This is a genomic window from Microbulbifer sp. TB1203 (assembly GCF_030997045.1).
In the GTDB taxonomy this organism is placed as follows: domain Bacteria; phylum Pseudomonadota; class Gammaproteobacteria; order Pseudomonadales; family Cellvibrionaceae; genus Microbulbifer.
Genome location: NZ_CP116899.1, coordinates 1217725 through 1240709, shown reverse-complemented (window position 1 = coordinate 1240709; position 22985 = coordinate 1217725). Strand labels below are relative to the sequence as shown.

The following is a 22985-nucleotide window of genomic DNA, read 5'->3' as shown; positions in this document are numbered from 1 at the left end:
TAAAAGGTGCGACAGATGAATTCACCGGGGTGCCGCCGCGGCGAAAATGACCGCCTACCCCCTAAGTGGTAGAGGTATTACCGGTGCCGGGCAGCCGCGGCCGCAGCTGGTCCGGCGCGGCGTGGCCCGCGGGTCGGAGGAGGGACCGGCGGGACTCATTGCGGTTTTTTGGGGGTACTACCAAATACAGTGGTGTCGGGCATAATGAGTGCCGTATTTGCGGAGAATTTCCTATGGGCAATGTACTGAATCGCATCCGCCAATCCATTGTGTTCCGTATCGGCGTGCTGATGCTGCTCACCGTTGTGGTGGCCATCGGCTCCATGGTGGCCTCCTATGTCATCTCCGACGCCGCGGAAAACGACGCCGCCGCCGTCAACCTGTCCGGCTCGCTGCGCGCCATGACCTACAAATCGGTGGCCACCGCCTCCAGTGGTGACCAGAGGGCCACGCAGGATCTGGCGGAACAGATATCCGCGCGCCTGGATCATATCGCCACCATCTCGGAATTCTCCCCCGCCGATCACCAGCCGGAGGCACAGAATTTTCGCGAGGTTAGCCAGGAGTGGCGGCAGCATATCCTGCCGTTGCTGGCATCTGTCGCCAGTGGGGAAAGCCGCATCAGCGACCGCGAACTCCTCAGCACCGCTGAGTCATTTGTGGACCGGGTGGACACCCTGGTACTGGATTACCAGCACACCGCGGAACACAAAGTCGAGTTGCTGCGCCTGGTCCAGCTAGGCTCTCTATTCGCTACCGTCATACTGGTCTATTTTTCCCTCTTCTCACTGTCCCGCTCGGTGGAACAGCCGCTGCGCAAACTGATCGCCAGCTGTCGCGATATTGCCAGGGGCAACTTCCACCAAAAACTCGACCTGCACGGCGAGGACGAATTGGGCCTGCTGGCACAGACCATCAACCGGATGTGTGAGGTTATAGACGGCACACATCGCGAACTGGAAACGCGGGTCAGGGACAAGACCGCACAGCTGCACAAGAGCCACGAGGTACTCGACTTTCAATACCGCCTCGCGCGGCGCATCAGCGAAGGTCCGCTCAACGGATTGGAAATAGACCAGTGGTTGGCGGAGTTCAGCGAGCTCACCGAACTGCACGACCTCGACCTGTGCCTGATGACGCCGGAGGGAATGACCCCTTACCAGCACCTGATTCACGGCACCGGCAACAACGCCTGCCAGGAAAGTAACTGCAACAGCTGTGCACACGCCTCCGGCCCCAGGGAGGCCGCCGGCCAGCAGATCTATCGCTTCCCCCTGGAAGCGGACAAACGCAATTACGGTGTCCTGGTGTGCACCCTTCCGCAGGGCCAGCTGCTGCAGAGGGAACAACAACAGCGCCTCAGCGCGTTCGCCGATGCGGTTACCACGGCGATAACCCTGAAGGAGCGCGGCGAGCAGGACCGGCGCGTGGCGCTGATGGACGAGCGGGGCATTATTGCCCGCGAACTGCACGATTCCCTGGCCCAGTCCCTTTCCTATCTCAAAATCCAGGTGGTCAGGCTGGCCCGCTGCAACCGCGGCGATGCGCTGGACCGCAACCAGGTTGCGGAGATCACCTCCGAACTCAAGCAGGGCCTCAATGCCTCATACCGGCAGTTGCGAGAACTGCTAACCACTTTCCGGCTGCAGATAGCGGAGGGAGGGCTGCGCGCCATTCTGGAAAAATCCGTTTTCCAGTACCGCGAACAACACCCGGAGGTCAATATCGAGCTGGTCTACGACCTGGAGGAAATCCCACTGACCCCCAACGAAGAGATTCATCTGTTGCAGCTGGTCCGCGAGGCGTCGCAAAACGCGGTGTACCATTCGTGGGGCGATCACATCAGCATCCGCCTCACACCGGGCGAGGGGCAGGAAATCCGGGTCAGTATCTGCGACAACGGTGTAGGCATCAGCGAGTCGCCGGAGAAGCGCAATCACTTCGGCATGTCCATCATGCAGGAGCGCGCCAGCAACCTGGGAGGCGGGCTGGATATCCGCCGCCGCGAAAGCGGTGGCACTGAGGTTTCCTTTGTTTTTATTCCCGAGTACGCCCGCGAACGCCAGCTGTTGTGGAACAACGCTGCCGGGGCCGGCGGGTGAGCGGCGGGGCGGCGTCTAACCGAGCGAATTGTGAAACCGAATACCACCGCCGCTATGCGCGAACTGATTTCACAGGTTCGCAGCACCATGCCATTCCATCTGCCGGCGAGCCAGCTGTGTGCCGGCCCCTGCCGCGGATGCCCAAAAAAATTACTGGAATTCCTCGACCAGGAACTGGAGGAATGGGAGACCCGCCTGGATGCCGGCGAAAAGCCCACTCTCGGAGACGTGTCACGCTTTGGCAAAATGTGCCGGCGCATTCACGCGGCGCTGGCATCCAACAAACTGGTCTAAGGAGTCCCCGAACAAGCGCCCCGAGCCCCGAATAGCCGGCATCGTTGTCGCAGGCAAACGAAAGCACAGTCCTTGCAAAGCGGCCGCCTGAGAACCGGATATAAATCCCAAAAAATCCAGCCTGATCAAAACCACCACTCGCTTCGCTGCAGCTCCTCCAGCAGTACCTTGCACAAGAACGCACAGTATTTTTCCAGATAAGTTTGCCCGTTGCTGCTGGCCATACCCCAGGGATTCATGATGGTATGGCGCAACACGAACATGCTGTCCGACTGGCGCTGCGGGTCCGTCACCTCGCTGCAGAAGGCACCACTATCCAGTCCCAGGTTTTCCGCCAGGCGCAGTGCCACCTCTTCGCTCAGATTTTGCCGGAACAACGAAGTGAATGATCCTACGAACTCCTTGGTCTGTATCGGCTTGTTCGGGTCCACTTTCAGGTGTTCGAACACCCGCCGGGTGAACGCATTCTGTCGCACTGGGTTGTTGTTACCGCAGGGATTGAGCGCAATGCAGATCAGATTGGTATCCGGTTCAAAGGGGAGTATCAAGTGCACCTGATCTTTCAGCTCCTGTGCGAGCGCGAGGAGGTGGTCGTACAGATGCTCCGACGCCTGTATCGTGTGCCCCATCAGGCGACCGAAATGCGCGGCATCCAGCGGCAAAACCCGGTGTGCCACATAGGCCGCCGCGGCATTGGCGCCGGGCTTGGACCCCTCCAGCACATACTGGCCCAGATTCTTCAAATTGAGTTCCGGCCCTCTTTCCTGCTCGTCGAATACGTAGGCGGCCTTCTGGGTCAGCAGCTTGGCGACGTCCCGGTTCCGGCAGACGAAACCGCCTGTGCCATACGGCAGATAGCCCATCTTGTGCGGATCGACGGTAATCGAGTCCACCTGGGAAAGCGCGGTGAAACTGCGGTACACCGACTCCGACGGGAAATAGGTGAAATGTTTGCGCACCTCATTGCGCGGCAGCAGAGCGCCCTGCTCGTCGCGGAAAATCGCCGTCAGGTAGCCTCCCCAAGCGGCGTCGACATGAATACAGAAATCAAGCCCTTCTGTACGCCACTGCTCGCGCATCGCCAACAGTTGGTCCAGCGGATCAATGGTGCCGAATTCAGTGGTGCCGAGCACGCCGATCACTGCCAGTACCGGACGTTGGTCACTGCGCAGTTTTTCCAGCAACCGCTGCAGCGCAGGTATATCCATGCGCATGTGTTCGTCTACCGGCACTTTTATCAGTTGCCGGCTGCCGAAGCCAAGTATCCTGACCGCCTTGTTCCATGAGTAGTGGGCACTGGTCGGGGCGAGGATTACCGGTGGCTTGAGATCCATGCGCTGGAAAAACTCAACCGGCCCCAGAGTTTCGATGCGCCTTTCCTCTATGGCATCGAGTAATTTCCGCCGCCCGCTCGCGTCCGGCATCATTGCCAGAGCGCTGGTGCGCAGTTCCAATTGCCGATCAATAGGGAGGTTGAACAGGCGCCAGTCGTCGATATCAGCCATATCGCAACCCAGATCTTCGAGTGCGAGCTCCAAGCGCAGATCGCGGCAGGTGCGCGCGAGCGCCAGCGAATAGAATTTTACTGCTCGAAAATTCCACAGACTCTCATAATTGGCACTGCTGCCACCACTGGTCAGGTGACCCCAAGCGCATGGAGAGTGCTCTTCATCGGTATTGAAACCAAACATCTGCGCAAACTGCTGCCCCACTTCCAATTCCATATCGATGGTCACGGTTGCGGCATCCACCGACACATTGTTCGGGTTGTAGAAGGTTGCCACCTGCTGCGCAATCAGTGCCGGCATCAGCGTCTCCGACACCATGTGGCCTACGTAACGCGGATTGAAGACAGGCACCGACTTTTTCAGGCGAGCCGCCAACTGATGTAGCTCGAACTGCATGCGCGCGATGGCATCGCGATACTTGACCTTATTCTGCATCTGTGGGTTGATCGGTGGAACATCTTCCGGGTGGAAGTTTCGCCGCCAGAATACATGGTCGCGTATAAATTCGATCAGGAATTTTTCCAGAATATCGCTGTTTTCCCCGTAGGCACCCAGGAAATATGGACTGAGAAATTCACCGTATTTTTTCATGTTGGCCTTCCGCACCACTTAACTGACTTGGCCGTCACTGGACGCGCCAATCATGTTCGTCATACAGGAGCAATCCGGCAACCAGGAGGAGAACGAGGTAATCGTCGCGGCGAAAACAGCGGTACCGAAGTGTCCTGGCATTTCCCTCTTCAGCCAGGCTGTCCATCCGCTCGCGGAGCAGTCAGTATCGGCATATAGCAGGCCAGGAACAGGCCGTATCCCAGAATCCACGCAGCGACAGCCAGGACATAGGCGACCGTTGCCGGCGCCCAGAGAACCCTTGCCAGCGCCGCGACCAGCAGCGCCGCAAAAGCCAGGGGCATTACGCCGGGTGCCCGCAACTGCCGGCCACTGTGGCCGAGACTCACGCGGCTGATCATCGCCAGAATCATGCCGCCGATCCCCCCGACGGCAAAGGCGTGCAAGGCCCCACTCTCGAGCGCGGGGGCGATCCCCGGCCAGGCCAGAGAAGCCATGAACAATCCGATCACAACCATCCAGTAACTCAGGTGCAGGGACCACAGCAGGGGCTCCCGCCAGATTCGAGAGACATGCCAGCGGCTACAGCGCAATAGCTGCAGAATTCCCAATGCCAGTGCCAGCAGGCCCCAGGCGGCTCTAGGCAGGTCGAAAGCCACCACCAGCAACAGGGCAAGCGCACAGATATGAGTGCCGATCTCCAGCGCAGGAATCTTGTCCCGCGGGCGCATCTGGTAGCGCCTGGCGGTAAAAAAGGGCACGACCCGACCGCCAAATACGAGTATCAGACTGACGATCAGCAGCAGTGTCAGTACACCTATCCGGCGCTGCCACTCCGGCATCAACCAGTGCAACGCGGATAACACGGCGAGCGCGACCAGTGCCGGGATCACGAACAGGTTACGCCACTGCCGCATCGCCAGCAGCCTGCGGCCCACCAGCAGCGCGGCAAACAGGAAAAAGCCGGCTTCCATTATCACTGGAAGCCACGGCGGGACGGCGGTCAGCCCATAGCCCAGCCGCGCCAACAGCCAGAGCCCCGACATGACAACCAGCGGTGCACCGGACGGAGCGCGCAGGCCGGTCCAGTTTTGACTGGCCGTTGTGATGAACCCCACCACTACGGCGCCGGCAAATCCGAACAGCATTTCGTGCACGTGCCAGGCGAAACCCGCCCGCAGCGCAGGCAACTCTATACCGAGTAATACGGCAAGCCAAAGGCTGAGACAAATACAGCTCCATGCTGCGGCAGCCAAAAACAGAGGGCGGAAGGGCATCCGCCATAGGGGGGCGAGCGCTGTTTCCCGCTCGCGGTCGAGGATTTGCATCACAACACTTCTCCTTAGGCATCGGGGATATCGGGAGAACACTCACAATGGCCGGCGCCAAGGTCAGGACCAAAAAAATGAGAGGGGGTGCCCCTCTCTCAATCATGGCCCCACCCGATTTGATCAGGGGTTATAGAATTCGCTGCCTTTGCGCAGGTAGTACCAGTAGTTGATAACCAGGCATAGTGCGTAGAAAACGGCAAACCCCATCAATGCGTATTCCGGGGTAGTCGCCTTGATCTGTTCGCCGAATACTTTCGGGATATAGAAGGCTCCGTACGCGGCTACCGCGGAAGTCCACCCCAGCACGGGGCCGGCCTGCTCTTTTGGAAACACCATGGCAATGGTGCGGAAAGTCGAGCCGTTGCCTATTCCCGTGGCCGCAAACAGGACCAGGAACAACAGGAAAAAGGGTACGAAATACTCCTCCGGCGTTGCGGATGCATAGGCCGCTTTCATGTAGTAGGACACACCCAGTGCACTGACAACCATCACCAGTGCACATACCTGGGTTACCAGGGCCCCGCCGATCCGGTCGGCAATCCAACCCCCAACCGGGCGAATCAGTGCGCCGATAAAAGGCCCCATCCACGCGTACATCAGTGCACTGGGGCCGTTTGCATTGACAGTGCTGTGAGTCATCACGCCGTCGACCGCCACGTGGCTGTAGCCAAAGATCACTTTGATCGCCAGGGGGAAAGCGGCCGAATAACCGATAAAGCTGCCAAAGGTCATGGTGTAAATCACGCTCATTACCCAGGTGTGCTTGTGGTTGAAGATTCGGTATTGCCTGTTCAGGCTGCTTCTGATTTCCCCGGGTAATAACTTCAGGCCGCAGACAGTGCCGAAAATCACGAAGACCAGCACAATTTCCTTGGGTACTCCCCACCCGGACCCGTTCGCACTCTCCGGCAGCAGTAACCAAAGGCCCACCACGGCGGTGAGGAAACCTATGCCGAGCATCAGGGTCATCTTGCCAAAGGCGCTGACCGGGTTGCCGATATCCGGCGACACCTCTTCGGTACGGATATTGTTCATACCAAACCAGCCAGCCAGTACCAGGGGCACCAGAATCAGCAGCCAGAGAAACCCGGCATTCTGTATCCACGCCTGGGAACCCGCGGGGATTTTTCCGATCAGGGTTCCGGATGAACTCACCAGTGTCATCGGATCTCCGCCCATGGCGCCAAAGGCACCGAAGGTCATAAACAGCGGCACCAGTATCTGCATGGTGGTGACGCCGAAGTTGCCGAGCCCCGCGTTCAGCCCAAGAGCCAGCCCCTGTTTCTCCCGGGGGAAGAAAAAGCTGATATTGGACATGGAGGAAGCAAAGTTACCACCGCCCAGACCGCTGAGGAGAGCCAACAACTGGAAGATCCACAGCGGCGTATTGCGGTCCTGCAATGCGATCCCCGTTCCCAGGGCGGGAATGATCAACAGAGCGGTGGTGAATACTATGGTGTTGCGTCCACCGCACAGACGGATGAAGAAACTGCTGGGAATACGCAGTGTGGCGCCGGTCAAACCGGCGATCGCCATCAGGGTGAACAGCTCAGACTTGGCGATGGGGAAGCCCAGATTGAGCATCTGTACAGTGATGATTCCCCAGTACAGCCATACTGCGAATCCGGCCAGCAGGCTGGGAATTGAAATCCACAGATTGCGGCTCGCAATTTTCCTTCCCCGGGACTGCCAGAACTGGCTGTTCTCCGGGGACCAATCGTATATGTCGGACACAGTGGCGGCTCCTGCTCAAAATGTTTCTTGATGCCACTATGGCCGCCCCCGCGACAGCGCTCAATTACCATCAATAAGTACTCCGTTTTCCACGGCGAATCTCGATATCGCCATGTGCACTCCTCTCTGCGGCCGCCCCGTCAATCCGTACCGATGGAAAGCGCTGGGGCTCCCTACCCACTTTGGGGTAGTCGGCTCCACTGCCGCCCACTTGTGTTAGCATCAGATATTCAGAATCCGGTACAGAGCAAGGCGGGAAAAATCATGTCCAGTCCAGCAAGAGTCATGATGGTTGACGATCATCCTCTATTCCGCAAAGGACTGATGCAACTCTTCAGCCTGGAGCCCCGTCTCGAACTGGTGGCGGAGGCCAGCAGCGGTGAAGAGGCGGTGAAGCTGGCGCAGGAGTGCGATCCGGACATCATCCTGCTGGACCTGAATATGCGGGGCATGGACGGCTTGGATACGCTGCGGGCGATGCGCGCCTCCGATGTCAGCGCCCGCATCGTGATGCTGACGGTTTCCGACAATAACGCCGACGTGGTGGCCTGTATACGTGCCGGTGCCGATGGCTACCTGCTGAAAGATATGGACCCGGAAGAAATTCTGGAGCAGGTACTGGCGGCAACCCATGGCAAGCTGGCAATAAGCCAGCGCCTTACTGAAATTCTCGCCTCTGCACTGCGCAAGCCGGACACTTCCGGCGCCGATGTGCTTTCCACCCTGACCAGCCGCGAATACCAGATACTGCAGCAGATCGCGATGGGACTCAGTAACAAGCTGATCGCCCGTGAACTCGACATCTCCGACGCCACCGTCAAGGTACATGTCAAACATCTACTGAAAAAACTCAACATGCGCTCCCGCATAGAGGCGGCGGTGTGGATGGTTAACCAGAAGCGCAGCGAACCCGCCTCCAGCAGCCGATCTTCCGAACGCTAGTCGGCGTTTACCCCTTATGGGTGATAGTCCGACCTGTAGCCGCTTGTTAGCCTTTTCGCTCAATCCCATTTGAGCGAATTAGCTTTATGTCAAAAGACTGCTGCAGCCAACCCGGCCTGATGCCGATAGAGGAGGCCCGCCGCCAGCTGGTCGAATCCATAACTCCAGTCAGCGGAGTGGAGCGCGTACCACTGGCGAACGCCGCCGGCCGGACACTTGCCGAACCAGTGTTTGCGCAGATCGACCTCCCCTCTTTCGACAATTCCGCAATGGATGGTTACGCGATACGGCACAGGGATCTGACCGACAGCGAGCCGTTGAAACTGGTCGGAAAATCCTTCGCGGGCGCCCCTTTTGAAAATCCCCTTCCCTCCGGCTGCGCTGTGCGCATCATGACCGGTGCGGTCATTCCGGAGGGGGCGGATACGGTGGTAATGCAGGAAAATGTCGAGGTGCAGGGCGACCGGATATTCATTCGCAAAACTGTAGCTGAGGGGGAGCATATCCGGCGTCGCGGCGAAGACGTAGTGACCGGAACGGAACTCCTGATTCCAGGACAACAGATTACCACTGCCCATATCGCTCTTGCGGCCGCCGCCGGCACAGGCTCGATAGTCGCAGTGCGCAAGCCGGTTGTCGCGCTATTCTCCACTGGCGATGAGCTGCAGCAGCCGGGAACCCCACTGACCGCGGGTGGCATTTACGACAGCAACCGGATTGCCCTGCAATCCGCCCTGCAGCAAATGCACGTCGAAGTTCTCGATCTCGGCATACTGCCGGACGATCGCCAACAGATTTCCGATGCACTGGAAAATGTTGCCGCCAGAGCCGATGCCATCATCACTTCCGGTGGGGTTTCGGTGGGCGAGGCGGATTACACGCGGGAAGTCATCGAGTCACTCGGTGAAATCTACCTGTGGAAGATTGCGATGAAACCGGGAAAGCCATTTGCATTTGGACGTGTCGGAGACACCCCCTTGTTTGGCCTGCCGGGCAATCGTGTTTCAGCCCTGGTTACCTTCCAGCAATTAGTGATTCCGGCATTGGCCCAGCTGCGGGGTTCAACCCCGAAGCCCCGGACAAGCCTGTGTGCCCGATTGGTATCCCCACTGAAGAAAAAGCCCGGGCGAGTGGACTTTCAACGCGGGTTCTATTCCCGGAACCGGCGAGGCGAGCTGGAGGTGGCCGCAGTGGGACATCAGGGAAGCCATATATTATCCGGACTGGCGAATGCCAACTGTTTTATCGTCTTGCCGCACAGCAGTGGTGACCTGCCGGCGGGTACCCTGGTGGAACTCACTCCGCTTGAATCACCCTTTGCCTGATTCGAGGGTTTTCGCCCTCGTGTCTTGGCACCTCTTTTTCTGTTCTCCCCTACATTCTCCCGTCTACCTGCCGCCGCCTTGACACAAATCAAGGCGGTCACTTGCAAGCTCCCCTAACCTGAACCACTACATATGGTGTTAAAGTCAAAAAAAATCGGTATATATAGTGATGCCAAGGAATAATTCCATTACCCTCCACGCCACACAGCCCCGCCATATCGCAGTGGCTTCCACCGTCGACGAATACCTGAAGCGTGCCGACTGGCGCGTGCATGCCAACGCCAACCAGGGCTATTCGCTGGGCGGGCTGATCCTCAATATCTCCGGCAAGCTGATCGCAAACTACTGGCTGGACGAGGTCTACCCGGCCGAGATCGGTGCGGCACACCGGGAAGGGGACCTGCACCTGCACGACCTGGACATGCTGGGCGGTTACTGCGCCGGCTGGTCGCTGCGCAGTCTGCTCCACGAAGGCTTCAACGGCGTGCCCGACCGCGCCGAGAGCAATCCGCCGCGACACCTCTCCAGCGCCCTGGGGCAGATGGTCAACTTCCTCGGCACCCTGCAGAACGAATGGGCCGGCGCCCAGGCTTTCAGCTCCTTCGATACCTATCTGGCACCCTATGTACGCCGCGACAGCTTGCAATATACCGAGGTGAGGCAAGCCATCCAGGAGTTCATCTACAACCTCAACGTACCCTCGCGCTGGGGCAGCCAGACCCCCTTCACCAACCTGACCTTTGACTGGGTGTGCCCGGAGGACCTCCGCGACCAGGTGCCGGTGATCGGCGGCGAGGAGCAGCCCTTCACCTACGGCGAGTTGCAGCACGAGATGGACCTGCTCAATCGGGCCTACCTCGAGGTCATGGAAGCCGGCGACCGCCAGGGCCGGGTTTTCACCTTCCCGATTCCCACCTACAACATCACCGCCGACTTCGATTGGCAGAGCGATAACGCCGAGCGGCTGTTCGCGCTGACCGCCAAGTATGGCCTGCCCTACTTCCAGAATTTCCTCAATTCGGACCTGCAGCCGCATATGGTGCGCTCGATGTGCTGCCGGCTTCAACTCGACCTCGGCGAGTTGCTCAAGCGCGGCAACGGCCTCTTCGGCAGCGCCGAGCAGACCGGCTCGCTGGGCGTGGTGACGATCAACTGCGCGCGCCTCGGCCATCGCTTCCAGGGCGACAAGGCAGGGCTGTACGGCGAGCTGGATCGACTGTTGGAACTCGGCCGCGACAGTCTGGAGATCAAGCGCGAACGCATCCAGGAATGGATGGACGCCGGCCTCTACCCCTACACCAAGCGCTACCTGGGCACTCTGCACAATCACTTCTCAACAGTGGGCGCCAACGGCCTCAACGAGATGGTGCGCAACTTCACCGGCGACCGCCTGGACATCGCCAGCGAGGAGGGCCGGGATATGGCGCTCGAACTGCTCGAACACGTGCGCGCGCGTCTGCGCGAATTCCAGGAGTCGACCGAACACCTCTACAATCTGGAGGCTACCCCGGCGGAGGGCACCACCTACCGTTTCGCCAAGGAAGATGCCCGCCGCTTTCCCGGCATTCTCCAGGCCGGCACCCCCGAGGCCCCCTATTACACCAACTCAAGCCAGTTGCCCGTGGGTTATACCGACGACCCCTTCGAGGCGCTGCTGCACCAGGATCCGCTGCAGACCCGCTACACCGGCGGTACCGTACTTCACCTTTACATGCGCGAGCGGCTTTCCAGCGCGGAAACCTGCCGCAAGCTGGTGCGCACCGCCCTGTCGCGCTTCCGGCTGCCCTACCTGACCGTCACCCCGACCTTCTCGATCTGTCCGATGCACGGCTACCTGGCCGGTGAACACGAGTTCTGCCCGCAATGCGACGATGCGCTGCTGGAGCAACAGGCCCGGGCTGCCGACCTGAACAACATTCCCGCCCGAGAGCCAGTGCCGGTGTGACCGGCGAACGGCAGACCACTTACCACCCACAGAACCCACAGAAGGAGTCAACGAACATGACCACAACAACCTCCCAACGCGAAAACCTGCCCACCGAACTGCGCCAGCGCTGCGAAGTCTGGACCCGGGTGATGGGCTATCACCGCCCGGTCAGCCAGTTCAACCTCGGCAAGCGCTCCGAACACCGCGAACGCCGCCACTTCACCCAGCAAACCGCCGGTCTCTAACCAGCGACAAATCGCCGGGGAACCACCGTTCCCCGGTGCGCGATACCGATGACACCATGCCCAACCCGAAAATCCGCTTGCCGATCGCCGGCCTGACACAACTCACCACCCTCGACTTCCCAGGGCATCTAGCCTGTGTGGTGTTCACCCAGGGATGCCCATTGCGTTGCGGCTACTGCCACAATCCACAGATGATTGTTTCGCGCCGCGGGGAAGCACATGAATGGCAGACAGTCCGAAATTTCCTGGAAAGCCGGCAGGGTCTGCTGGAAGGCGTAGTCTTCAGCGGTGGCGAGCCGGCCCTGCACCCCGACCTGCCCGAGGCGGCAGCACAGGCCAGAGCCATGGGTTTCAAAGTGGGCCTGCACACCGCCGGCCCCTATCCCGAGAGAATGGCGAAACTGCTGCCACTGCTCGACTGGGTGGGGCTGGATGTCAAAGGAAACGGGCCCGACTACGACCGTATCTGCGGCCGGCCCGGACTCTGGCGGCGACACGCCCGGAGCCTGGCGCTGCTGCTCGACAGCGGTATCGATTTCGAATGCCGCACCACCGTGCACTGGCGGGACTTCTCCCCCACCGACGTGGAACACCTGGCATTGGCCCTCGCCGACTGCGGCGTGCGCCGCTACGTCATACAGACGGCGCGCGGTGAACAGTGCCTGGACTCCGCCTACTGCCAGCCGGCAATGGAGACACCAGCACCCGGTACGCTGGAAAAGCTGGTGGCACGGCTCGAACACCGCTTCGACAGTCTTTCGCTGCGGGACTAAAAGTTGATTTGAATCAAGCGTCATCGGTCGGCAACCGGATAACCTGCGGGTAACTGAGGTAAAAAGGTTGAAAGGCTTTCACCAGATGACACTTGAGTCGAAACACACTGATGGGAACTTGTCGACGGAGCTGCTGGCCCGCTACAGCGGCCCCTGCCCGCGCTACACCTCCTATCCTACCGCGGACCGCTTCGGGCCCCTGGACGGCGCGGCACCCTGGCGCGCACTGAAGAATGTCCGCAGCCTGTCGCTGTATGTGCACATCCCCTTCTGCCATTCCCTGTGCTACTTCTGCGCCTGCAACAAAGTGATCACCAATCAATATGGGCTGGCTTCGGATTACCTGGACCACCTGCTGGAGGAGGCGCGCGGGTATCGCGACAAGGTGGCGGATGCCCCGGTGGTACAACTGCATCTGGGCGGCGGCACGCCCACCTTCCTGAATGACAGCGACCTGCGGCGCCTGGTGGAAGGGCTGCGGGAAGTGTTCGACCTCCGCAGCGGTGACGATGTCGAATACGGTATCGAGGCCGACCCGCGCACCCTGGCAATAAACACCCTGGATACACTGCGCGAACTGGGCTTCAACCGTCTGAGCCTGGGTATCCAGGATTTCGACCCCGCGGTACAGCAGGCGATCAACCGCTTGTGCACCCCACTGCAGGTGGAACAGCTGACCCGCGCCGCGCGCGAGCTCGGCTTCCGCTCCATCTCCTACGACCTGATTTACGGCCTGCCGCGGCAGACCGTCGAGACCCTGCAGAGCACCATCGACAAAGTCGAGGAACTGGCACCGGACCGCATCGCGCTCTACCACTACGCACATCTACCGCACCGCTTCAAAGCGCAGCGGCTGATCGACACGGACGCCATGCCGAGACCGGCGGAAAAAATCGCAATGCAGCTTGCGGCGGTATCGGCGCTGGAAAAAGCCGGCTACGAATTCCTCGGCATGGACCACTTTGCCCTGCCCGGTGACGAACTGGCGCGGGCCGCCCGCGCGGGCGAACTCAAGCGCAACTTCCAGGGCTACACGGTGATGCCTGCCGACGCACTGGTGGGACTGGGGGTCTCCGCAATCAGCTACAGCGCCGACGGCTACTGGCAGAACCGGCATCGCCTGAAAGACTATGTGGGAAGTATTCGCGAGCAGGGCTTTGCCGCCTATCGCGGCTGGCAGCTCTCCGCTGACGACCGCTTGCGCCAGTACCTGGTGATGGAGCTGATGTGCCACCTGCGGCTGGAAAAGGAAGAAGTGTCGCGGCGCGCCGGGGCACCTTTCGATGTTCTCTTCCGCGAGGAGCTGGCCCGCCTGCAACCCATGTTCGACGACGGGCTACTGGAGCAGGATGAACACTGTCTGCGCATCACCTCCCGTGGCCGCTGGTTCGCCCGCAACGCCGCCTCCGCGTTCGATGCCTATCTGCACGGGGGCACTGAGGGCGCGCAGTATTCGCGAGTGTTGTGACCGGGAATCGGGATTCGGATAAGAATACCGAAGCCAAATGCAAAGGCCCTGACGCCGGGGGCCGTTTGCGAAAAGTGTCTGCGGCCGATAAACAGACCGACGAGGCTGTTGAGCAAACGACCACCGACAGCAGGACCGCCCGGGCCCGCCTTACGGGGTTCGGGATGATTGTCCGCTCATGTAGATATATGGCTAAACAATGTACAATACCGCCACATCAAAACCCGGTTTACGACTAGCGATGAAAGACTCCCCGATCACTGTTCGCTGCGGCGACTGCGCAGTCAAAAGCCTCTGCCTCCCCGCCGGCCTACCGGAGAGCGATATCGCCCGGCTGGAGCGGGTGACGCGGATGAAAAAGGTCGTCAAGGAGGGCGACTGCGTGTACCGGGCGGGGGACCCCTTCACCGGCCTCTACGCCATCCGCTCCGGCAGCTTCAAGTCAGCGATGATCGCCAGCGACGGCGACACCCAGGTGACCCATTTCGCGCTGCCCGGAGAACTGCTCGGGCTGGATGCCTACAGCAAACGCAGCCACCCCAGCTACGCCGAGGCACTGGAAGACAGCTGCGTGTGCGTGCTGCCATTCACCCAACTGGAAACACTGGCGCAGAATATTCCGACGCTGCAGCGGTATATCTACGGGATATTTTCCGAAGAGCTGCGCAGCGAAAACGAAATCCTGATGCTGCTGGGCAAGCGGTCCGCGGAAACCCGGCTCGCGGCGCTGCTGATCAATATTTCCAGTCGCTACGCGCGCCGCGGCTACTCCTCGAGCCGCTTCCTGTTGTCCATGCCGCGCACAGATATCGCCAACTACCTGGGACTCACCGCGGAAACCGTCAGCCGCCTGTTTTCCCGTTTCCAGAAACAGAAGCTGATCGAGGTGAAAGGCCGGGAAGTGAAAATCCTCGACTTGATTGGGCTGAGCGAACTGGCCGGCACCCACTGCAGTTACGACGACTAAAAAGTCGGTCACAGAAGGTTATCAGGCCAGCCACTCCAGTGCCGCTTCGCGATCCTCGAAATAATTTGCCTCCCCGGACATAAACCAGGCGGCGATACCGGATGCCACCTGTGGCCAGTTCGAGCGGCCGAGAATTGCGATCCTCGAAAATTTATTGTGATGCCTGAGAACCAGGGTGAAATCGTCCCAGGCGAAGCAGGGTTCCCAGCCCTGGAAATCCGTCACGTCGAACAAAACCTTCACTCGTGGATGTGCCACAGCCTGCAGGGCCCCATCGATCAGGGGCGCGGCCATTTCATAGTCCACATGGTCGAGCCGCCCCGCCGCCTTCAGGTAAAGAAAAAAATCTGACCCGACGACCCTCCCGATACCCACGCAGATGCCGTGGCTGACAATGGATTCCACGCTTACCTTCATTTTCGATTTCCTTGGTCACTCTGATTGCCGATGGCGCAATTATTTCAACGGGAAGTGGCCCGGCCCTTGACCTGAATCAAGTTGCGTGGCCGCCGGGCACGGGATCATCCGCCCGCCTGAATCTTTCAATTCGCAGTAGCCACCTATGAGTACCGAACTCCTCTCCCCCGCCGGCACCCTGAAAAGCATGCGCTACGCCTTCGCCTATGGCGCCGACGCCGTCTACGCCGGCCAGCCCCGCTACAGCCTTCGGGTGCGCAATAACGAATTTAACCGCCTGGAGAACCTCGCCGCGGCCATAAACGAAGCTCACGGCCTGGGCAAAAGATTCTACCTGGCCAGCAATATTGCCCCGCACAACGACAAAGTTCGCTCCTACCTGCGCGACCTGGAACCGGTAATCGACATGGCTCCGGACGCGCTCATCATGTCCGACCCTGGCCTGATCATGCTGGTGCGCGAGCGCTGGCCGGAACAGGAAATACACCTCTCGGTGCAGGCAAACGCGGTCAACTGGGCCAGCGTGCGTTTCTGGGCCCGCGAGGGCATTCGCCGGGTGATCCTTTCCCGCGAGCTCTCCCTGGACGAGATCGAAGAGATACGCCAGCAGTGCCCGGAGGTGGAACTGGAAGTGTTCGTGCATGGCGCCCTGTGCATTGCCTACTCCGGGCGCTGCCTGCTGTCCGGTTACATGACCCGCCGCGACGCCAACCAGGGTGCCTGCACCAATTCCTGTCGCTGGCAGTACAACGCCCACACCGCGCGCGAAAACGAACTTGGCGACCTGATTGCGGTAGAACCACAGGTGCAGGTCTTCGACCCGGTTGGGAACGAAGTGCCGCCGCTACTACTGCAGGAGCGCGGCCGGCCGGGAGAATACCTGCCCGCCTACGAGGACGAGCACGGCACCTACGTCATGAACTCCAGGGATCTGCGCGCGGTGCAGCACGTGGAGCGGCTGGTAAAGATGGGCATTCACTCCCTCAAGATCGAGGGCCGCACCAAGAGCCACTACTATGTTGCGCGCACCGCACAGGTCTACCGCCGGGCGATCGACGACGCCCTGGCCGGCCGCGGCTTCGACATGCACTTGATGCGTGAGTTGGAGCACCTGGCCAACCGAGGCTATACCGAGGGCTTCTACCGCCGCCACGTCCCCAGCGAATACCAGAACTACGAACAGGGCAGTTCCGGCAACGCGAACCAGCAATTTGCGGCTGAGGCCAGCGCCTGTAACAACGGCTGGCTCACGCTGGAGGTGAAAAACCGTTTCCAGGTGGGCGACGAACTGGAGCTGATTACGCCGCAGGGCAACCGTCGTTTCAGGCTGGAAGTGCTGGAAAATCGCGAGGGCCGCGCAATCGACGCGGCGCCCGGTTCCGGCCACGTGGTGCGGATACCCACGCCCGGTGATCTGGAGCTGACCGCGGACGGCGGTTTCGCGATGTTGATGCGCTGTTTGCAACACTGAAACGGCGCTACATACCATGCCCGGCGCATCATAAAAAAGGCAGGTGCCGTTAAGCACCTGCCTGTTCTTAAAGTCCAGACGTTACGCAGGGTTTATACGGGGTGGCTGCCCCCACAGTTCCCGCAGCAGGCGCTGTCCACGCTCTGGGCTTTGGTAGCCTGATCAGACTCTGCATAAGCCGGTGCGTAAGTCCGGGCGCCGGATTCCAGTCTGGCCGCTTCGGACGCATCCGGGAAGACGAGCCCTTTAACCACCTGCCAGCACACCGCCAGGGCGCCGACGATAAACACCACGTCGCCAATGGTGCGCCCCCAGCGCAGGGTGTGCAGCAGGTCGCTTTGCAGGAAGGCTTCGCTGCGCGCATACCACATGCCCTCGGAGGCGCTGGCCAGGAACTGGATGACGCCGACCGGCAGCAGGCTGGTAAACAGCATCATCGCCAGGCCGATGTTCAACCACCAGAAGCCAATGCTCATCAGTTTGTCGTTAAACACCAGTTGCGGGCGGATATAGCGCAGCACCAGCAGCGTGAAGCCCAGTGCCAGCAGGCCGTAGACTCCAAAGAGCGCAGCGTGGGCGTGGGTAGCTGTGGTGTTCAGGCCCTGCACATAGTAGAGCGAAATGGGCGGGTTGATCATAAAGCCGAGGACACCGGCACCCAGCATGTTCCAGAAGGCGACCCCGACAAAGAAGAGCAGCGGCCACTTGATGTTCTGCATCCAGGGGGCGGCGTGCTTGAGGCGCCAGTTCTCCCAGGCTTCGTAACCGAGTACCACCAGCGGCACCACTTCCAGCGCGCTGAAGCTGGCGCCGACCGCCATCACCGGTGTGGTGGTGCCGGAAAAGTACAGGTGGTGGAAGGTGCCCGGTACGCCGCCCAGCATAAACAGCGAGGCCGATGCCAGGCTTGCGGCGGTCGCCATACTGCGGGATACCAGCCCCATGCTGCAGAAGATAAAGGCCAGGGCCGCAGTGGCGAAGACTTCGAAGAAACCTTCCACCCACAGGTGCACTACCCACCAGCGCCAGTATTCCATCACAGAGATGTGGGTTCGCTCGCCGTAGGCCAGCCCGGCACCATAGAACAGACCGATGGCAATTACGGAGGCGGTCAGCAATGCCAGCAGGTTTTTGTCACCGGGCTGGCGCAGTGCCGGTCCAATGCCGCGCAGCATTAATACCAGCCAGAAGGCGACACCGAGGAATTTGCCGATCTGCCACAGGCGTCCCAGGTCGAGATATTCATAACCCTGGTGGCCCAGCCAAAAGTTCCACTCCGCCGGCATGATCTGGGCAATGGCCAGGTAGTTGCCGGCAAAGGAGCCCACCACCACCAGAATCAGTGCCCAGAACAGGATGTCGACACCCAGCTTCTGGAATTTGGGGTCCCTGCCGCCGTTGATGACCGGTGCGAGGAACAGGCCCGCGGCCAGGAAGCCGGTGGCAATCCAGAACAAAGCCGCCTGGATGTGCCATGTGCGCACCAGGCTGTAGGGGAACCACTCGGAGACATTGATGCCGTAAAAGCTCTGCCCCTCTACCGTGTAGTGGGCGGTAAAGCCGCCGAGAAACACCTGTGCAGTAAAGAGTGCGACCACCACGAACAGGTACTTGCCCAGCGCTTTTTGCGAAGGGGTGAGCGCGAAGGTGGTGATGGGATCTTTTGCGGGGGCCGGGAGTTCCTCTTCGTCCTCCCTGCGCAGGAAGGCCCAGCCCCACACCAGCAAGCCCACCCCGGCAATCAGCAGAACCACACTGGCAATGGACCAGACGATATTTTCCGCGGTCGGCTTGTTGTCGATCAGCGGTTCGTGGGGCCAGTTGTTGGTGTAGGTGGCGCCATCGGCGTAGCGCTCTGTTGCTGCTGCCCAGGCGGTCCAGAAGAAAAATTGAGCCATCTGCTCGCGCCGCTCGCGGTCGGGCAGCGTGTTTTCCTTCATGGCGTAGTTCTCGCGTGTGCCCTGCAACTCGGGGGCGTCGCTGAACAGGCGGCTGTAGTAATCCGCCGTTTGCGCTATGGCCTGTGCACGCCGCTCGGATATCACCAGGGTATCGGTATCGGCGTCATAGGTGTTGGTGCGGTAGGCGGTTTTCAGTTCGTACTGGAGCGCGTTTTGCCGGCGCCCGTCCAGCTCCGCATAGCCCACACCGTATTCATCCCCGGCGGCCAGATCGAGCCAGGCGTTGAGCTCCCGGTGCAGCCAGTCGGCGGTCCAGTCCGGTGCCTGATAGGCGCCGTGGCCCCAGATGGAACCCAGCTGCATACCACCCACCGACTGCCAGGCGGTCTGGCCGTCGAGGATGCTGTCGCGGGTCATCAACAACTGATTATTTTCCGTGACCACCTGCCCCGGGATTGGTGGTGCCTTGCGATACACTTCCGCTCCGACGTATCCCAGGAGCGCGAAAGTAACGGCCAGAATGCCGATCAGAGTCCACCAGAGTTTGCGATACTGGCCCATGTTCAAAATCCCCCTTGTGCGTCAATACGTGCAAACAGCAGGTTGTTTTCCAGGTGAATGTGTTCCGTCAGGTCCCGCTCCAGTGTGGCGAGCCCCAAATAAAGCGCGCGCCAGGTATTACAGGCCCCTTCGGGTAAGGTCAGGTTCCGGGTTAATTGGTTGATTTGCTCGAGCGCTTCACCGTGGCCGTCGTGTTCGTGTCGCATCACACTCACCGGTGCCCGTGCCATTTCGGTCATACCCCGCAGGATCATGGGAAAGAGAATCTGCTCCTCCTTCTGCATATGCCTTTCCAGCTCGGCAAGCGTCTGCTCCAGATGATCCGCCAGGCCGGCTGGGTGTTCCGGGTGGCCGCCGTGTACCAGCTCGACCCGGGCAGCCAGGCGCGCCAGCTCCGTCAACTGCTCCCGATGGCGCTCGTGATAGCGGGTGAGGATGTGCTCGATCAGCACATCGTTCGCCGCCTGATCCCAGTTTTCCGTCGCCGGCTGGTCCTTGAGGGCATCCAGCTCCGCCGCTATGGCTTCCGCGCCCAGTCCCTTGCGGGCAGCGGCTTCGCGCAGGGTTTGTTTTCCCTCATTACAAAAATCCAGCCGGTGCGCAAAAAACACCGACGTGGCGCCTGGAATCCGGCACGCCAACTGGCCCAGGGGTTGATCCAGGGTATCCATCATGCTCCTCCTCGAGACTGTTCTATCGGATAAAAATGGGATGCCAATAGGCACAACTTTAAGATGTATTAAATTTACATCTTTATAAGCGAAGCCTCTTGATCTGGATCAATTACTCACTATCTCTGCGCTTGAAGCGACACACCCAAAGATATAAATTAGATGCATCATTTGATTTGAGTGCACTCTATGAACGCCAGCCCACTGCGACGCCTGCCCTGGCTGTGCCTGACCTGGAGCTGTCTGGGCCTGGGGGCAGCGGGAGCCCTGCTACCGCTGCTTCCCACCACGCCGTTTCTACTGCTGGCGGCCTGGGCCGCCCCCAAGGCTTCCCCCCGGCTGGAGCGCTGGCTGGCAGAACACCCGTATTTCGGCCCGGCGATTCATGCGTGGCGCAGTGAGCGCGCCGTGCCCCTTAAGGCCAAGATTGCGGCCCTGGGCCTGATGACAGCCAGCTGGCTGACTCTCTGGCTGCTGGACACCGCCCAATGGATATTGCTGTTTACCGGGCTGCTGTTTGTGCTGGTGGGAACCTGGCTCTCAACCCGACCGCGGCCAAGGGGAGAGTGCTGATGCAAAACGCTCGACCTGCCGCGTTGCTGGCTTACGGATTCCGGCCTTTTTTCCTGCTTACCGGCCTCTACGCGGTGGTGGTGATACTGGGCTGGATGGGATTTCTGTTTGGCGGTTGGTCCCTGCCCCTGGGATGGTCGCCTTTCAAGTGGCACAGCCACGAGATGCTGTACGGCATGGTGCCCGCCGCCATCGCCGGCTTTTTGCTGACCGCCATCACCAACTGGACCGAGGCGTCCCCCATCAAGGGCTGGCGCCTGCTGTTACTGGTGCTGTTGTGGCTGGCGGGGCGCGTGTTGATGTGGCTGGCTTCCTGGACGCCGGCTTGGCTTGTGGCGTTGGTGGACCTGGCATTTTTGCCGGCACTGGCGCTCTATCTGCTGCGGGTACTGCTTCAGCACAACAACCGGCGCAACCTGATTCTGGTGGCAGTGCTCACCTTGCTGTTTATCGGCAACCTGCTGATGCACTTGGGCTTTGCCAGTGGGCGCACCGGCTTGCTCGACACCGGTGAACAACTGGGCTTTGACCTGATCGTGCTGCTGATGGCGGTGATTGCCGGGCGTATTATCCCCGCCTTTACCGCCAACTGGCTGCGATTCCAGGGCGGCAACCCGGATTGGGTTACCCGCTCGGCGTGGACCGATCGCGTCGCATTAATTTCCCTGGCTCTCCTGACGCTGATGGCTCCCCTGGATGCACTGGGCGCGCCAGCAATGCTGATTGGCCTGACGGTCCTGGCCGCGGCCCTGAGCAACGGCCTGCGCCTGTGGCAGTGGGCCGGCTGGCGGGCGCGAAAGGAACCGCTGCTGTGGATTCTGCATCTGGCCTATGCCTGGATAGTGCTGGGCCTGTTACTGCGGGCGCTGGCGATTCTCACCGGTTCCCTGCCGGACAGCCTCTGGCAGCACTCCCTCGGCGTGGGGGCCATAGGCACACTGCTGCTGGGTGTGATGACCCGTGTGGCGATGGGCCATACCGGGCGCCCACTCAAGCTGGCACCGTTCGGCCTGTGGATCTACCTGTCGATTACTACCGCCGCTGCACTCCGCCTGCTGGTTGCCGCCCAGATAATCGACTTCCGTCTGGGGCTGGCCCTGGCGGCACTCGCCTGGGTTCTGGCCTTCGGCCTGTTTGTGGTGCTTTACTGGCCGATTCTGAGCAGCCCCCGGCCGGATGGCCGCCCCGGATAACCCGAGATTGATACATGCATATCACCCGCTATACCGATTACTCCCTGCGCGTACTGATGTACCTCGCTCTCAAGGGCGAGGAGCTCGCCACCATTCGCGAGATCGCCGAGAGTTACGACATTTCCAAAAATCACCTGATGAAAGTGGTGCAGGATCTGAACAGCAAAGGCTACGTGGTTGCCATTCGCGGCAAAAACGGTGGCCTGCGCCTCGCCGATAAGCCCGAGAACATCAATATCGGCCATCTGGTGCGGGACACAGAACAGGATCTGGCACTGGTGGAGTGTTTCGGCAATAGCCAGGCATGCGCGATCACCCCCGCCTGTGAACTCAAGAGAGTGATTTTCGAAGCGCTGGGAGCATTTTTCGAGGTGCTGGATCAATACACCCTGGCGGACCTGCTGCCGCAGGGGAAAGGAAAGCACATGGTGCGTCTGCTGAGGATTGGCTGATGGTGGATATCCTCCTGCTCAAACAGCTGCATATCACCCTGGCAGCCACTTCCATCATTTTCTTTATCGTGCGCTTCCTGGGCCGGCAGATGGAGGCGCGTTTTGTGCAAAGTAAATGGGTCAGGCCCGCGCCCCACCTGATCGATACGCTGCTACTGGCCTCGGGTATCAGCCTCGCCGTTCTCTACCGGCTATCGCCGCTGCAGGCACACTGGCTGATGGTCAAGCTGATACTGATTCTGGGCTATATCGGTGCCGGCATCGGCGCCATGAAAGCGGCCGATGCCACTCATCGCATGCTTTACGGATTGCTGGCACTGTGCCTGGTGGGCGGGGTGGTATTGATGGCCGTGCTCAAGCCACTACCGCGCCCCATTGTGGCCAACCAGTTGAAGAACGTGCTACAGAGCCAGGCGCTAGCAATGGACGAACACCCTCTGAAGGCCATTTCGATACGGCGCAAGTCTCGCGGTCGCTCGCCGGCATCGAGTTGCCGGATCAGGTGACCGAATTTCAGCAGTGGCTCAGTGCTGCCATCGCCTGCGCCTGGTAGCTGTTCG

Annotated in this window: 20 protein-coding genes; 14 read left to right on the top strand and 6 right to left on the bottom strand. The window is 60.3% G+C overall.

What is annotated here, in order from left to right; translation table 11 throughout:
* The first annotated feature begins 233 nt into the window (after window positions 1-233).
* Together PP263_RS05275 and PP263_RS05270 are read left to right on the top strand one after the other, a co-directional pair.
* Entirely contained in the window at window positions 234-2102 is a 1869-nt protein-coding gene (locus PP263_RS05275; RefSeq protein ID WP_308367319.1) for an ATP-binding protein, read from the top strand.
* Window positions 2103-2132: 30 nt separating this feature from the next.
* A complete protein-coding gene (locus PP263_RS05270) occupies window positions 2133-2396 on the top strand; it encodes a hypothetical protein (RefSeq protein ID WP_308367318.1) in 264 nt (87 codons plus the stop codon).
* A gap of 125 nt (window positions 2397-2521) precedes the next feature.
* Here PP263_RS05270 and PP263_RS05265 read toward each other — a convergent pair whose 3' ends face one another.
* The 3 genes from PP263_RS05265 to PP263_RS05255 form a co-directional block, all read right to left on the bottom strand.
* Entirely contained in the window at window positions 2522-4495 is a 1974-nt protein-coding gene (locus PP263_RS05265; RefSeq protein WP_308367317.1) for a pyridoxal-dependent decarboxylase, read from the bottom strand.
* Between the two features lie 149 nt (window positions 4496-4644).
* Window positions 4645-5802, bottom strand: coding sequence for an NnrS family protein (locus tag PP263_RS05260; RefSeq protein ID WP_308368562.1), 1158 nt, complete (start codon window positions 5800-5802; stop codon window positions 4645-4647).
* A gap of 123 nt (window positions 5803-5925) precedes the next feature.
* A complete protein-coding gene (locus PP263_RS05255) occupies window positions 5926-7539 on the bottom strand; it encodes an MFS transporter (protein WP_308367316.1) in 1614 nt (537 codons plus the stop codon).
* Between the two features lie 264 nt (window positions 7540-7803).
* On the opposite strand from PP263_RS05255, the gene narL reads away from it, so the two are divergent.
* From narL to fnr, 7 genes are all read left to right on the top strand, one after another.
* Complete coding sequence (gene narL / locus PP263_RS05250; RefSeq protein ID WP_308367315.1) at window positions 7804-8481, top strand: two-component system response regulator NarL; 678 nt, start codon at window positions 7804-7806, stop codon at window positions 8479-8481.
* Window positions 8482-8567: 86 nt separating this feature from the next.
* Window positions 8568-9806: a gephyrin-like molybdotransferase Glp gene (gene glp / locus PP263_RS05245; RefSeq protein WP_308367314.1), complete on the top strand. Its 1239-nt coding sequence runs from the start codon at window positions 8568-8570 to the stop codon at window positions 9804-9806.
* 169 nt (window positions 9807-9975) lie between these two features.
* The gene (locus PP263_RS05240) at window positions 9976-11751 is read left to right on the top strand and encodes a ribonucleoside triphosphate reductase (RefSeq protein WP_308367313.1); all 1776 of its coding nucleotides are present in this window, start codon (window positions 9976-9978) and stop codon (window positions 11749-11751) included.
* A 56-nt stretch (window positions 11752-11807) separates the two neighbouring features.
* Window positions 11808-11978, top strand: coding sequence for an anaerobic ribonucleoside-triphosphate reductase (gene nrdD / locus PP263_RS05235; protein WP_308367311.1), 171 nt, complete (start codon window positions 11808-11810; stop codon window positions 11976-11978).
* A 35-nt stretch (window positions 11979-12013) separates the two neighbouring features.
* On the top strand, window positions 12014-12751 hold the full coding sequence (locus PP263_RS05230) for an anaerobic ribonucleoside-triphosphate reductase activating protein (RefSeq protein WP_308367309.1): 738 nt from the start codon (window positions 12014-12016) through the stop codon (window positions 12749-12751).
* A gap of 118 nt (window positions 12752-12869) precedes the next feature.
* A complete protein-coding gene (hemN, locus tag PP263_RS05225) occupies window positions 12870-14219 on the top strand; it encodes an oxygen-independent coproporphyrinogen III oxidase (RefSeq protein ID WP_308367308.1) in 1350 nt (449 codons plus the stop codon).
* A gap of 241 nt (window positions 14220-14460) precedes the next feature.
* Window positions 14461-15186, top strand: a complete 726-nt coding sequence (gene fnr, locus PP263_RS05220) for a fumarate/nitrate reduction transcriptional regulator Fnr (RefSeq protein WP_308367307.1) — start codon at window positions 14461-14463, stop codon at window positions 15184-15186.
* A 21-nt stretch (window positions 15187-15207) separates the two neighbouring features.
* Here the strand turns inward: fnr and PP263_RS05215 are convergent, their stop codons facing one another.
* Window positions 15208-15603, bottom strand: a complete 396-nt coding sequence (locus PP263_RS05215; RefSeq protein ID WP_308367306.1) for an STAS/SEC14 domain-containing protein — start codon at window positions 15601-15603, stop codon at window positions 15208-15210.
* Window positions 15604-15748: 145 nt separating this feature from the next.
* On the opposite strand from PP263_RS05215, the gene yegQ reads away from it, so the two are divergent.
* The gene (gene yegQ / locus PP263_RS05210; RefSeq protein WP_308367304.1) at window positions 15749-17074 is read left to right on the top strand and encodes a tRNA 5-hydroxyuridine modification protein YegQ; all 1326 of its coding nucleotides are present in this window, start codon (window positions 15749-15751) and stop codon (window positions 17072-17074) included.
* Window positions 17075-17166: 92 nt separating this feature from the next.
* Here yegQ and PP263_RS05205 read toward each other — a convergent pair whose 3' ends face one another.
* Together PP263_RS05205 and ytfE are read right to left on the bottom strand one after the other, a co-directional pair.
* Window positions 17167-19536 carry a nitric-oxide reductase large subunit gene (locus PP263_RS05205; RefSeq protein WP_308367303.1) on the bottom strand — a complete coding sequence of 790 codons (2370 nt, stop codon included), beginning with the start codon at window positions 19534-19536 and terminating at the stop codon, window positions 17167-17169.
* 2 nt (window positions 19537-19538) lie between these two features.
* A complete protein-coding gene (gene ytfE / locus PP263_RS05200) occupies window positions 19539-20210 on the bottom strand; it encodes an iron-sulfur cluster repair protein YtfE (protein WP_308367302.1) in 672 nt (223 codons plus the stop codon).
* A gap of 186 nt (window positions 20211-20396) precedes the next feature.
* Here ytfE and PP263_RS05195 point away from each other — a divergent pair, with 186 nt between their 5' ends.
* The 4 genes from PP263_RS05195 to PP263_RS05180 are packed head-to-tail and all read left to right on the top strand — an operon-like array spanning window position 20397 to window position 22931.
* Window positions 20397-20780 carry a YbaN family protein gene (locus PP263_RS05195; RefSeq protein ID WP_308367301.1) on the top strand — a complete coding sequence of 128 codons (384 nt, stop codon included), beginning with the start codon at window positions 20397-20399 and terminating at the stop codon, window positions 20778-20780.
* Window positions 20780-21973, top strand: a complete 1194-nt coding sequence (locus tag PP263_RS05190; protein WP_308367300.1) for an NnrS family protein — start codon at window positions 20780-20782, stop codon at window positions 21971-21973. Before PP263_RS05195 ends, PP263_RS05190 begins: the two co-directional genes overlap by 1 nt.
* Window positions 21974-21987: 14 nt before the next feature.
* Window positions 21988-22425 (top strand): Rrf2 family transcriptional regulator, encoded by a 438-nt coding sequence (locus tag PP263_RS05185; protein ID WP_308367299.1) that lies wholly within the window; start codon window positions 21988-21990, stop codon window positions 22423-22425.
* Window positions 22425-22931: a SirB2 family protein gene (locus PP263_RS05180; protein ID WP_308367298.1), complete on the top strand. Its 507-nt coding sequence runs from the start codon at window positions 22425-22427 to the stop codon at window positions 22929-22931. Before PP263_RS05185 ends, PP263_RS05180 begins: the two co-directional genes overlap by 1 nt.
* Window positions 22932-22985: the final 54 nt, after the last annotated feature.